Source organism: Burkholderia sp. AU30198, assembly GCF_020419825.1.
Taxonomy (GTDB): domain Bacteria; phylum Pseudomonadota; class Gammaproteobacteria; order Burkholderiales; family Burkholderiaceae; genus Burkholderia.
Genome location: NZ_JAIZSA010000007.1, coordinates 252,510 through 266,715 on the forward strand (window position 1 = coordinate 252,510; position 14,206 = coordinate 266,715).

At 59.7% G+C, this 14,206-nt stretch carries 6 protein-coding genes and 1 pseudogene; all 7 read left to right on the top strand.

The genetic code is table 11. The annotated features are described in order from the left end of the window. The first annotated feature begins 140 nt into the window (after window positions 1-140). Window positions 141-2,018 carry a type VI secretion system baseplate subunit TssF gene (gene tssF, locus LGN19_RS17830; protein WP_226216463.1) on the top strand — a complete coding sequence of 626 codons (1,878 nt, stop codon included), beginning with the start codon at window positions 141-143 and terminating at the stop codon, window positions 2,016-2,018. Between the two features lie 70 nt (window positions 2,019-2,088). Next, on the top strand, window positions 2,089-8,013 hold the full coding sequence (gene tssI / locus LGN19_RS17835) for a type VI secretion system tip protein TssI/VgrG (RefSeq protein ID WP_226216328.1): 5,925 nt from the start codon (window positions 2,089-2,091) through the stop codon (window positions 8,011-8,013). 279 nt (window positions 8,014-8,292) lie between these two features. After that, window positions 8,293-8,547 carry a PAAR domain-containing protein gene (locus LGN19_RS17840; RefSeq protein WP_226216330.1) on the top strand — a complete coding sequence of 85 codons (255 nt, stop codon included), beginning with the start codon at window positions 8,293-8,295 and terminating at the stop codon, window positions 8,545-8,547. A gap of 48 nt (window positions 8,548-8,595) precedes the next feature. Beyond that, window positions 8,596-9,522: a type IVB secretion system protein IcmH/DotU gene (icmH, locus tag LGN19_RS17845; RefSeq protein WP_226216331.1), complete on the top strand. Its 927-nt coding sequence runs from the start codon at window positions 8,596-8,598 to the stop codon at window positions 9,520-9,522. Between the two features lie 28 nt (window positions 9,523-9,550). Continuing rightward, window positions 9,551-13,546, top strand: a complete 3,996-nt coding sequence (tssM, locus tag LGN19_RS17850; RefSeq protein ID WP_226216333.1) for a type VI secretion system membrane subunit TssM — start codon at window positions 9,551-9,553, stop codon at window positions 13,544-13,546. A gap of 105 nt (window positions 13,547-13,651) precedes the next feature. Then, window positions 13,652-13,894 carry a hypothetical protein gene (locus LGN19_RS17855; RefSeq protein WP_226216335.1) on the top strand — a complete coding sequence of 81 codons (243 nt, stop codon included), beginning with the start codon at window positions 13,652-13,654 and terminating at the stop codon, window positions 13,892-13,894. A 116-nt stretch (window positions 13,895-14,010) separates the two neighbouring features. Further along, a pseudogene (locus LGN19_RS39945) lies at window positions 14,011-14,196 on the top strand (hypothetical protein); the annotation flags it as partial. Between the last annotated feature and the right edge of the window lie 10 nt (window positions 14,197-14,206).

A 14,206-nucleotide genomic window follows, 5' to 3' on the forward strand; every position in this document is an offset into this window, starting at 1 on the left:
GGCTCTCAGATCCAGTATCGAAGCCTGACCTCTCAATTCTGTCAGGTATTTATCGAGATGGTCTTTGCGGCTAGCATTCATCGCATTGCCGACAGCGCCGCTGTCGAATGCTCTGCATGGAACCCGGATTTGCGCTTGCCATGAACCCTCATCTCCTTGATGCCTACAATCGGGAATTGCTTTACTTCAAGGAGTTGATGGAGGAGTTCGCCCAGGCGCATCCCAAAATTGCGCGTCGGCTGGGCATGCATGCCGGCGAGATTGCCGATCCTTTTGTTGAGCGTCTGGTGCAGGCAGCGAGTTTTACAACTGCGCGACTGCAATTGAAACTGGATGCCGAATTCCCCCTGCTGACCAGTCGCCTACTGGAAACCGTCTATCCGAATTACGCCGCTCCGACGCCTTCAATGGCGGTGGCGCGCCTCTATCCCAACGAGCAGGAGGGCAATTTGCTCGAGGGGTTTTGTGTACCGCGTGGCACGGAGTTCGCGAGTCGAGTGCCGGATGGTGAACATACGTCCTGTACGTTTCGTAGCGGTCTGGACGTGATGCTGTATCCGCTGGAGATTGTTTCGGCGAGGTTGACAGGGGTTCCGCCGGATATTTCATCGATAGAGCGCTATTGCGCCGCAGATAGACCGATTCGCGGTGCGCTGCGTCTCAGACTCCGTACCACGGGCGAAGCGCGATTCGAGGAGATGCGCGGCCTGGAACGATTACCTGTCTATCTGACAGGTGACGAGCGCGTGGCATCACGATTATTCGAACTGATTCACGCTGGTGCCGTGGCATCCGTGACCGGACTGCCGAACCGCTTTGCTGATCCGAATCAGTCGCTCGGGATCGTCTCCGCTCGGGCGATCGAATACACGGGGCTGGCTACCGATGAGGGTTTGCTACCGCTGATCGGGACGAAGTTTCACGGCCACAACCTGTTGCACGAATATGCAGCGTGTCCCGCGCGCTTCTGGTTTTTCACGCTGACCGGTTTGAATGCGGGGTTGAGACACGTGACCGGTCGTGAAGCCGAAATCGTCATATTGCTGGATCGCTTCGACAGTGCGCTAGTCGAGCGCGTCGATGCATCCCGCTTTGCCCTTTTCTGTACACCGGTCATCAACCTGTTCCGTCGCAAAACCGATCCCGCCGAGATTCCGCGCATGGGCGGCGAAATTCTGCTGCGTCCCGACAGGCAGAACGGCTCGGACTACGAGGTGTTCTCAGTGGAATCATTGCATGGCTTTGTGAGCAAAGGTGCGGCGTCGCTCGAGTTTCGGCCGCTGTACAGAGCAGTAGTGAACGACGAAACCAATCACGGGCGCTACTTTACGACGCGCCGCGAGCACGGAATGGCGAAGACGTCATATCGTCGCTACGGTGCTCGTGCCACGTACGTCGGCACCGACGTTTTCGCTTCGTTGGTCGATCAAAATGAGTACTCCTATCCGCAAACCATGAAATATCTGTCGGTGGACGCTTGGTTGACGAATTGCAATCTGCCGAGCTTGTTGGCACCCGATGGCACGACGGATCTGACTATCGGGATCAGTGCGCCGGTAAGGAGCGCGGGACTCATTCGTGCGCCGAGCCCTGCACGTGCGCCGTTTGCGCAGCGGGACGCGGCCTGGCGACTCATCGGCCAGTTGAATCTAGGCTACGGCACCCTGGAGGCTCAGGACGGGAGCGGGCTACGCGACATTCTGGCTCATTTCGCTGCTGCCGACGATGTGCGCTTCCAGCGACAGATCGACAGTCTGATCCATGTTGATGCGCATCCTGTGACGAAGAAACTACCTGGCCAGAGTCAGTTGCGATTCGGTCGAGGCATCGAGTGCGTGCTGACGGTGGATGAAACCGGCTTCGATGGCATGAGCCCTTATCTCTTCGGGGTGATCCTCGAGCATTACGTGGCACGTCACGTTTCAGCACATTCCTTTACTCAGTCCGTGTTGCGCTCGACGCAGCGCGGCGAGTTGATGCGCTGGCCGATTCGAACAGGGACGCGCAGCGCACTCTGACTCACGGAGGAATGCAGTTCATGCAGTCGGTAACACAGAACAACAATCAAGCGCACGAGGGCCAGCACGCATGTTGAATTTCAAGACGAACCGGACGTTTTCGGTCGGCGGCCCTGCGCTGCCCGAGCTGGAAGGCATCGCATCGGTGCTGCACCTCAGCGCGATCCGGGGTACGGAGCAGCTCTCCACGCTGTACGCGTACGAGCTATGGCTGACGACCCCAGCCGATCCGCTGCTGTCGGTCGACCTGCTGGCCAACCTCGATCTCAAGGCGATGCTCGGCAAGGAACTGACCGTCACGATCCAGCTCGACGGGATGGGCAGCTTTGTCGCGGGGATGGCCGGGCAAGCGGGCGCCGCCCACCTGGGTGCCGGCACACGAGAAATCAGCGGCGTCGTGACGGCGGCAAGCTATGTGGACCAATTGAATCGACAGTCGCGTTACCGGGTCGTGCTCGAACCCTGGTTTGCACTGGCGCGAGAGCGGACCGATTACCGCATCTTCCAGCGCAAGAGCGTGCTGGACATTCTGCGCGAGGTGTTCAGCCCCTACCTGTACTCGTTCGAGATGCGCGTTGGTCGCACCTACAAACCTCTGCGTTATCAAGTCCAGTACGGCGAGTCAGATTTTGCATTTGCCCAGCGGTTGATGGAAGAACACGGCGTCACATGGTTCTTCGAACACTCGCAAGGCGTGCATCGACTGGTACTGGTCGATGGTCCAGGTGCTCATCGAGCCGTGGAAAGCGTTGCCTATCAGACGCTCGCGTACTACGCGCTGGGCCAGAAGATCGACCGGGAACACGTCGACCGTTTCGAAGCAACGGAGCGCCTGCAGTCGGGCGTGTGGACCACCGATGATTTCGACTTTGAGAAGCCGGGCGCGATGCTGACCGCGCAGAACAGCCTGCCGCGTGACACGGCGCACAATCAGTTCGAACGTTATGAATGGCCGGGCGACTATACGGAACCGGAGGATGGCCACGCATTCGCATTGGTGCGGATGGAAGAGATTCACGCACAGGGCGAGCGGGCGAAAGGCGAGGGCAATCTGCGCAACGTGGTGTGCGGCACGACGTTTGCGATGGCCGGCCATCCGATGGCGAGCGCCAACCGCGAGTATCTGGTGATCGCGTCGGAACTGGAGGTGAAGGAGACGGGAGAAACGACCGGATTCTCGGCCTACGCGATTCGCAGCAAGTTTATCGTCCAACCCTCAGCCACGGTCTTCCGCCCACCACGCACGATCGGGAAACCTCGCACGCGCGGCCCGCAAACGGCGATCGTGACCGGCCCTGACGGCGCCGAGATCTGGACCAACAAGAACGGCGAGGTGACGCTCAAGTTCCACTGGGACCGCTCCGACGTGAAGGACCAGAATTCGTCCTGCTGGGTGCGGGTGTCGTATCCGTGGGCCGGCAGTAACTTCGGTGGTATCCATATTCCGCGGGTGGGCACCGAGGTGATCGTCGACTTCGAGAACGGTGATCCGGATCGCCCGATCGTGACGGGGCGCGTCTACAACGCGATGACGATGCCGCCGTGGACGTTGCCGGCGCACGCGACGCAAAGCGGGATTCTGACGCGCTCGAGCAAAGGCGGCGGATATGGCAACGCCAATGCGATCCGCTTCGAGGACAAGAAAGGCGCGGAGCAGGTGTGGATCCAGGCCGAGCGCAATCTGGATGCGGTGATCGAAGCCGATGAAACCCACACGGTAGGACACGACCGCACGAAGCGGATCGGCCACGATGAAACCGACCAGATCGGGCGTCACTGGACACTGTCGACCGGCGGCTACAAGTTCGAGACGGTGGCGCTCGCGTCGGTAAAGAGCGTGGGCATGGGGGCGATGCTCAACGTCGGGATGGCCTACAACGTCAACGTCGGCGGGCTCTACCTGCGCAACGTCGGACTGCACATGGCCAGTACGGTCGGCCAGAGCCGGACCGACCGCGTCGTGCAGGATTGGACGGCGGATGTAGGGCACACCTACACGGTGACCGTGCGCGGCAAGGCGGTGGGCGATGCGGTGAGCGCCGATCAGGCGAATCCGATCGCGCCGTCACCCGACTTCGCGCCGCAATTGCCCGCGCCGGTATCGAGTTCGAACGCAAACCAGTTGCGCATCGCGGATACGGGTGAAAGCAGCCTGTCCGGAGCGAAACAGGCGCAACTGACAGGCCCGGGCGGGACGGTGACGATCGACGAATCGGGCATTCACCTGAAAGGCACGGCGATTTACCTGCAGGCGCCGACGATCAGCATGACGAATGGCGATGCCAGCGGCCTCGTACCGGTGACCGAAGCCGATTGCGCGGAATGCGCGAAGAAGACCGTCAGCGCGAACCCGGTTGATCTGGCGACAGGGCAGAAGGTACTGTCGCATACGGACTTTACGTTGCCGGGCAGGGTCTCGATTCACTGGAGCCGGAGCTACCGGAGCGCGGACCAGCGTCAAGGCAGTTTGGGTGTCGCATGGAAGCTGCCGTATGCGACGGAAGTACGTACAAGTTCGACGGGATTGATCTACTTCGATGCGGACGGGCGGCGGTTGCAGTTTCCGGCGCTGAACCCCGGTGAAGAACACTTCCATCCGATCGAAAAGATTACGCTGGCGCGCGGTGACGACAACACCTCGGGCGCTGCCTACGTGCTGCGATTCGGCAACGGTGTCGAAGAGCACTATGGCCGCCATCCCGCTGACGAGATCCGTTGGCAATTGCACCGCATCGGCACACGCGACGGGCAAAACCTGACGCTCGGCTATACGACACAAGGCTGGCTTGAAACGGTCTGCAACAATCGGCATACCGTGCGCTGCAAACTGGACGCGGCCGGCCGGATCACGGCCGTGCTGCTCGACCAGGGTTTTGGGAATCAGCCGCTGCACCTGACGAGCTATGTCTATGACGAACACGGCGACCTGATCGAGGCCACCGACCGAGAAAACCTGTCGTGGCGCTACAGCTATGACCACCATCTGCTGACGACGTACCGCACGCCGGCGGGTGCGACGCACGTATCGGAGTGGAGCGACGATACGCCAAACGCGTACTGCCTGCGGACCTACGCGTATACCGAGACCGCCGACGGGCAGCAAATCGTCACGCGCGAGACGCGTTTAGATTACCTGCCGTCGCTGCGCGTGACGCGGGTGATGGACGGCTTGGGGCATACGACCGAATACCACTACAACGGTTTGTGGGCGGTCGAGAAGGTCGTGCATCCGGACGGTAGCGTCGAACAGACGCATTTCGACGAGACGGGGAGCGTGGCGGGTTATACGGATGGGCTGGGCCGCACGACGCGGATGGTGAACGATGCGCGAGGCAACCCGACGTCGATCATCGATCCGGCCGGTCAGATCACACGCATCAATTACAACGACCAGAGCCTGCCGGAACAGATCACTGACCCGACCGGACAGGTCTGGCAGCGCGGCTACGACGCGCAAGGTCACCTGACGAGCGAAACCGATCCGCTCGGGAATGTGACGGGTTATGCCTACGAGAACGGCTTGCCGGTTGCCCGCACCGATGCGCTGGGCAATGTAACGAGGATGCAATGGGACGACGCGGGGCAGCTCGTGGCGCGTACCGATTGCTCGGGGCAGACGACAACCTATCAATACGATCAGTTCGGCCAGTTGACCGAGACCACGGACGCGTTGGGTCAGGTCAGCCGTCACAGCGGTAGCCTGTCGGCACGCATGACGGCGGTGCAGCCGGCCGGCATGGGCTGGTGGAAAGTCGAATTCGACGAAGCCGGCAGGGCCGTCGCGCATACGGATCCGCTCAAGCGTGTGACGCGTGTGGATTGGGATGGCTACGGTCAGCGAACCCGAATCGTCGATCCGACGGACGGCGCGCAACAGTTCCGGTATGACGCGATTGGCCGTCTGACGAAGCTGACCAATGCGAACCAGGAGGCGACGACGTTCCGCTACGACAGCCGGAACCGGTTGATCGAACAGACCGGCTTCGACGGCCGGCGGCAAAGCTATCGGTACAACCCAGCGGGGGAACTGGTCGAGCGCGTCGATCACGGCCAGGATGGGCAGATCACCACGCACGTGACGTACGACGTGCTGGGCCGGCCGGTGGAGCGGCGATCGAGCGATGGAAGCCAAGCCAGCTATCGGTACGACGCACGCGGGTTGCTCACGCAGGCACAGGCGGTCTCGCCGGGGCGAGCCCCGGTGCAGGTGACTTACGAATACGACGCGGCTGGGCGTCGCACGGCAGAGGTGCAGGCCCATCACGGACGCGTCTGGCGACTCACACACGGGGTGGATGCGATCGGGAATCGCGACTGGACGAACGTACCGGAAGTCGGTTCGCTGGTGTGGCAGCGTTACGGCTCGGGACATGTGCATGGTGTCCTGCTGGATGAGCATCCACTGGCGAGCTTCGAGCGGGATGAACTGCACCGGGAAATCCGGCGTACGCAAGGCCCTACGTCACACCACTTCGGGTATGGCACGAACGGCCTGTTGGCCGCGCATCGCTGGCAGAACCTCGATGAACAGGGACGGTCGCTGGAGAGACCACGGCCGTGGCGGGCGTGGGCGTATGACGCGGCCGGTCAGCTGACGACACTGGACGACGCGTGGCGGGACAAGAAGACGTATCGCTACGACGCATTATCCCGGCTGACGCACGTCACAGCGGCAAGCGGCGCGGAAGCATTCCATTACGATCCAGCGGGCAACCTGCTGGGTGCTGCGCCGAGCCTGAACGACGTGCAGGCATGGAAGGCAAGCGGGGATCGCTTGCTGCGGTTTGCACCGCAGACGCGCCCGGATCGTCCGGTGGATTTTGCGTACGACGGGCACGGCAACCGCATCGCGCGGACGGTACCGTTGCCGCCGAAGCCGGAATTGACGGCGGCGGAACAGCGTAGCCAGCGCGGGACGGACAACCTGCTGCGTGTGATGGAAGTACTGACGGGGACGCCGAAATACGAGGAGCCGGAAGCGCATCTGGAGGTGACGAAGTACCGGTACGACGGCAGCCATCAACTCGTGGCAATCGATCACGCGGACGGAGGGAGAAGCGAGTACGAATACGACGCGCTCGGTCGGCGGGTAGCGAAGCACCACACGCAGGCGGGCGGCGCGCGGCAGACGACGCTGTTCATGTGGGACGGTGACTGGATGATGCAGGAGGTGCGGACGGGGCGAACGTCACATGAGGACAACGCCGTGACGTACGTGCTGCATCCGGATCACGCAGGGCCGCTGACGCGGCTGGCGGAGGGGCAGGCGTGGCATTACGTGACAGATCACCTCGGGACGCCGCAGGAACTGTACGACGAACAGCGCGAAGTGGTGTGGGCCGCGGATTTGAGTGCGTATGGACGTACGGCACGGAGATTGGTGCATGCCGTTGACAATCCGATACGGTTTCCGGGGCAGTACTACGATCAGGAATCGGGGCTGCACTACAACAGGTTGCGTTACTACGATACCGAAATTGGACGTTACGTTAACCAAGATCCGATTGGATTGTTAGGAGGATTGAATCACTATTCCTACGCGGATAGAGATCCCATCAATAGAATCGATCCAAGTGGAGCGTTTGCGTTCCTTATACCGGTGGCACTTTTTGTTGGGAGAGCACTGGGAGGGGCTGCAGTTGATGCGGGTATTCAACTTGCAAAGCAGAAGATCTTTACGGGAAAAACGAACTGGAAGTGCCTTGATGTGGCTGATATGGCAATTTCTGGTGCATTTTCCGCAATTTTGCCGGGGATGCGTGCTTCTGCAGGAACGGCTATTAGATCGGCGAAGGCGGCGCGTGCACTATCTGGGCAACTGAAGATTGCACGTAGTACGTCAAGAATTACGAAGCTTAGTAATAGGATTGATGCGCACAAGTCAGAAATTATGAGTCAAGTGAAGCTTCAAGGGGCGATCCAAGGTGGCAAGGCCATTATGAAAGGAGCTGCGGGGTGTCCTGCGTCAGATGAGTGTGATGAGGTGGTCGATTGAGATTCGATAAAAAATTCAGCAAGGTTAATATTTATTGTGTGTTGGTGTTTTTGGGTGTTTTGCCATATTGGTGGTTGAAATATAAGTTGGATTCAATTTATTTTGTGGTGGTTTATGTTTTTTATGCGTTAGTTATAAGGTTGGTGGCTGAGAGGTTTGGGAGAGATGGATAAGCTTTCGTATGTTCATCACGCGTCTGGTTCATGGTGGACAACAAGCTAAATGCTTGCTTGGGAGCGTGTTGACTACATTGAAGTAGTCGTCTAAGAGGATTTTTGAATGCCAGCTTTCGTCGCAACTCTTGGCACATTGACTACCCATGGCGGCAAAGTCACATCAGCCAGCGCGGGCGTCGCGATCAACGGACGCCCTGCGGCATGCGTAGGTGATTCCGTGTCATGCCCGTTGCATGGCCCGGGTGTCATTACCAAAGGTGGTTTTGGCACGATCAACGGCCGTCAAATTGCTCATCATGGCAGCGACACGAGTTGCGGTGGAACGCTGATCGTGTCCGACGACGGCCCAACGGTTTGACTTTACTTACGTTGAGCGCGATGAGTCGAATTTTGAATTCACCCCAGCATGACCCGGTCCAGTAACCGGCCCAAGATCGTGTCGGCTCGAAGCGCGCTCGCACCACCGCGACGACCGAACGGTATCTTTCTCTCTGGCAAGAATACGGGGCAGCGACCCAACTCGCGCCGTAGTCGTCCATTGGGATCGCTTTCGCCGCCCGAGGACGAGCAGACGAGACTGGCTGCGGTACTTGGCCACCGTAATGCGTTGCTGGAGGCGGGCAGGGTGCTGCTTCGCGCGCTTGTGGATATGCCGGAGCTAATTCGTATCGGCCACGACGAACGCTTGCGCGACCTGCTGATGAACGAAGTTCGCGTGTTCGAGCGCCTATGTGTGAGGGCCAACATCCGCAACGAACACATGATCGGCGCTCGATATTGCCTGTGTACGGCGCTGGACGAGGCCGCAATGCGCGTACTTGTGTCGCGCGGCGACACATCGGGGAGTGTTGCATGGGCTGCCGGAGCGCTGACTCAGCGTATTGGAGAAGACAACCAGGGCGGCTCGAAGATCTATGCGCTGTCGTTGCGGTTGTTGAAAGACGAGGCCGACCACTGGCCGTTGCTCGAAGTGATCTACCGGATTTTCAGCCTTGGGTTTGAAGGTCGGTATCCACGTGGCAGGACGTTTGGCGTGCACGACCGCGTACGAGAGCGAATTTACAACGCGATCGCCGTGCATCTCCCTCCTGTTTTAGATGTGCTTTCACCTCACGCGCAATCTACCGAAACAGCTCGGCAGGCATCCCATTTCGAAATTCCGGTTTGGATGTCGGTAGCTTTGCTGTCGGTGACGCTCTGCGCACTGTATGCCTTTTGCCATATCGAGTTGGGCGCGCAAGCGGACGACGTGCAGCGACAGCTCTCCAACATTGCGCGTGTAGCGACGACAGGCAGCGCGATCGATCCACCGAGGGCCAGTCCGGCACGGTAGTGCGCGCTGGGCGCCATTCACGGTACACATGAAGAAGATTCTCTCGTTTCTACGTTCGCGTCATCTATGGGCAGTCGTGACGGTGTTCGTTGCTGCTGCCGTGATCTGGTTTGCGGGGCCGATGGTGAGTTTCGGTGGGCTGAACCCACTCGCATCGATAGGCATTCGGCTGACTTTGATCGCCTTGGTGCTCGCCGCATGGATCCTGTGGCTGATTGACTGGTCGACGAGCAGCGTGCTCGTCGCGCTGCTCTGTCTCGCGATCTGGCATGCCTTTCCGCTCGTGACGTTGGCTGGCAAACCGCTGCTTGCGTCCGCGATGGTCCGTAATCTGGCAATGGCCGGCGTTGTGATCGTGTACGCCGTCTCTATGTCGGTTCGATTGTGGTGGCGCATGCGCCGGCATCCGAGCCAGCTCAGGCGTCTGCTTCGACTCGGTAAGCGTGGTGCTCGGCCGTTGGCTGCATCGCGCTTGACGGAGATCGAAGACATGGCCCGTACAGCGATCAAGCAGTTAAAAGCCCGGCGCGGAGGCACCCATAGGCTGGCGCGGCTGTTTCTAGGGCGAGCGTATCTCTACGATGTGCCGTGGTATGCCGTGCTGGGCTCGAAGGGTTCGGGCAAGACCTCGGCGTTGCTTAACGCGGGCCTGGCTTTTCCGCTCGATGCGCAGCTTCAGCATTCGCTCGCACCCGATGACGCTTGGGCTTTGCCGGGTTGGCGGGTGACCAATGAGGCGGTGCTGATTGATACGGCGGGCCACTATGTCCAGCACGGCACGTCGCGCTACCCTCTGACGGTGGAGTCGTCGAATACACAGAATGAAGGGAAACGTAACAAGCGGCCCACCGACATAAGCAATCTTCGCGAGCAGGCTGATGCCACGGAGTGGAAAGGATTTCTTCGACTGCTTCGCCGTATCCGGCCCCGCCTGCCGCTGAATGGCGTGCTGTTGACGATCAATGTCGCTGCCTTAATGCATGCGAATTTTAACGTGCGCGCAACCGAGAGCCGCGCATTGCGGGCACGAGTCGAGGAGATGCAAGCCGAGTTCGGAACCGGATTTCCCGTCTGGCTGATTGTCACGAAGATAGACCGGCTTCCGGGCTTCACCGACTATTTCGCATCGCTCGGGGAGCAGGCGCGTGCGCAGATTTGGGGCGTGACATTGCGGCCCGCCCTCGTAGCACGGACGGACGAGGCGATCAGAGCAGAACTGAATTTGCTGACCACGCGTCTTGCCGACGGTGTGAGCGGTCTGCTTCGCAATGAAACCGATGTCGCCCGTCGTCGCCGTCTGGCGATGCTGCCAGAGGCGTTTGCCGCACTCACGAACCCGTTGGTTGACCTGATCGGGCAAGTGTTCGCCAAGGACGACAACGGTGCGCTGGAGGTACCGTATGCGATGTTTCGAGGCGTCTACCTGACGAGCGCGGGCCAGACTGGCCAGCAGGTCGTCGCGGAACGTCAAACGCTGTTGCAACGCATGATCGGTGCATCCGGTGCGCAGTCGAATACCGCGCGACGAGCGCGCAGCGAAACCAGCTACTTCTTGCGCGATCTGTTGTTCGGGGTCGTATTCCGCGAGGGGCATCTCGCATGCCCGAACCGGAATCGAGAGCATCGTGCGCGATTGCAGCGGTGGTTGGGACACTCGCTCGTGTGGCTGATCGGCGTGGGGTTGTGCGCGAATCTTTGGGATAGCTTCGTTGCCGAACGGACATCCCTGGCTACGCTGGGACAAAAGGCACGCTCACTGGCTGCTTTGCTTGCACGAGGCGACCTTACCTCTAGTCCTGAGCGTGTGCCGATGGTGTTGGACAGTGCAAACGAACTGTTGCGCGACACGACACGTCTCGTCACCGACCCCTATATCGCGTTTCGTTTCGGATCGGACCGCCTCGACATGATCGAATCCGGCAGTCGTCATGTGTACGAGTCCCTGTCGGAGCAGGTTGTGTTGCCGCAAATCGTCCACCGGATGGAGGACGTGATCAAAGGTGCAGTGGCGAGTGGTGATGCCAAATCCGCTTACGATGCATTGCGCGTGTACTTGATGCTCTATGACAGGGCAAGGCTCGCCCCGAATGACGTCAAGACGTGGGTGCTCGAGGATTGGGCACGTCACGACAGTGCAGCGATGTTCGGTGGGCGTGCTGCCATGATCGGTCATGTGCAGCGACTGCTTTCTGAAGGACATGTCGTGCAGTCGCCACTGTCCCGTAACGAAGGACTGATCCAGCAGGCGCGCGCATTTCTCGATGGCAGCAATCCAACCGATCGTCTTTACCAGCGCGCGAAAGCGGCGATGTTGAAAGACGCGCCCGACGAGTTTTCGCTGTTGCGCGTGGTTGGGTCACAGGCAGGCATGATGTTTACGCGAGCCAGTGGGGCGCCGTTGTCCAGCGGTGTGCCAGGACTCTTTACGCTGGAGGGATATCGCTCGATGTTCGACAAACGCTTGCCGGAGTTCCTTCAGAGGGCAAGCGACGATGATGCCTGGGTAATGGGGCGTCGGACGTTGGGTGGTTCCCCGGAAAACTCGGCTGGCGCGCTGAACGTATCGAGTCGAGATGGGGACGCGTTGTCGATGGCGATCAGACGTCAGTACCTGACCGAGTATGCCCAACAATGGGATGCGTTTCTTGACGACATTCGTGTCGTGAGCGGAACGAGTCTTGCCTTTAACTTCAAGGTGCTGCGGACTTTCGCTGCACCTGATTCACCGCTGACTCGTCTTGCGCGGGCGGCGGTCAATGAAACGACGTTGACGCAGCCGATGGCGAGATCGGATGGCTCCTTTCTGGAAAAGGCGACTGACGCGGTCAACCAAAAAGCCGAGAAGATACTGGGGCCTCGTGCGTCGGAGCACATTGAACGCGAATTGGTCGATAACCATTTCGCGGCGCTGCGTGAAGTGGTGACGGGCCATGCCGATGCGCTGTCGGATACGCGGTTGTCCAAGCCCCCGGCGGAGAAAACGGGTCTGGATGGCGTCACCGATCTGTTGAACGACTACTACAAAACGCTCACGATTTCCGACAACGCGCTGTCGAACAACAGCATTCCGCTGGAGAGCGAGAACGCTGCGAAGCTCAAGATGACGGCTGACACGATGCCTTCGCCGTTCCGGGCGGTCTTGCGTCAACTCGCTGTCGACGGTTCACGTGGCGTGAATCAGGGTATCGGCCAGCTACTGTCGCGCCAGATGCAGGCGGTAGTTGCGGACACCTGTCGAATGACGATCGAAGGCAACTACCCGTTCTTGCCCGATAGCGAGCGCGACGTCAGCATTGACGATTTCACTCGGGTGTTTGTGCAGGGTGGCGTGATCGATGACTTCTTCACGAAAACACTTGCACCGTTCGTCGACACGGCCGCGAAGCCGTGGCGCTACCGGACGCTGCCGGGCGCGACCGAACCCGTGCAGGGGCCGGACCTCGAACCATTCGAGCATGCGAAGGCGATCCGCGACATTTTCTTCAACGATCCTGATCGCAAGAAACCGAGCTGGAAGGCTGACATCCGAATCCCTGAACTCGACCCGACAATCATGAGCCTGTCGCTCGACATCGACGGACAGACGATGCTCTATCGACATGGCCCGGTCGCTCCTTTCACGGTTAAATGGCCGGGACCGCGTGGTGGTGTCCATGCACAGATCACAGTGAGCCCGCATATTCGACCGGACACGTCGACGATCGCAACGGATGGGCCGTGGGCGCTGATGCGGTTGCTCCGGAAAGGGCGTGTGGTCGAGGCGGCCACACCGGGCCGCACGCGAGTCGCGTTCAGTTTTGACGGTCGAGAAGCAGCACTCGACATTACGAGCGCGGGAAGTGTCGCGAATCCGCTGACAAGCGATGTGCTGAAGACGTTCCGGTGTCCGAGCACGATGCCTATGTTCAATCTGCCGGATAGCGGCCCTCCGGTGGGGTTGCCGCGCGATTCGATTCCGGTCGTTCAGAAAGGGGAGCGCGCTGCGATGGCTTCAACAACAGCGTCGTTGGCAAGCCAAAGGTAATCGATGATCCGGTGAAAAGTCACTCATATCAAAACGATTGCTGCCATTGTTGGTGTTTCCTCTGTTGCATTTGTTGGGTTTGGAGGAATATCAGTGGGGTATTCGATGGCCACAATTACTGTTCTTGGCGTCATGGGTGCCTTGTTCGGTGCCATAGCAGTACCGGAACTGGAACCGAGCGCATTTCGGTATCCGACTCTCTGGCAAATTTCCTGTTCGGTCGCAGGGAGTTTGCTTGTGGCCTTGATGCCGGAGTCTGGCGCAGAAGGTTATTTGCTCGCAGTATTGAGCGGAACATGTATCGGTTATTTGGCGCCGTTCTGGATAAAGCATATCGTCTTGCCATAACGATCAGGAAGCGCCGCACACAACTCATGCGACGCCTCTGCTCTTCCACCGCCGCTCAGTTTTCCTGCAACCGGATTTCCCGCGCCGACATACACGATCCCGTTCGGCATGACCTTTTTGACGGTCGAGAAGCAGCACTCGATATCGCGAGCGCGGGAAGTGTTGCGAACCCGCGGACAAGCGATGTGCTGAAGACGTTCCGGTGTCCGAGCGCGATGGTGGTGCTTAACCTGCCGGATAGTGGCCCGCCGCCGGGGTTGCCCCGGGGCGCGTTGCCGGTAGTTCGCAAGAGCGGATTTTGAGAGAGTGGAT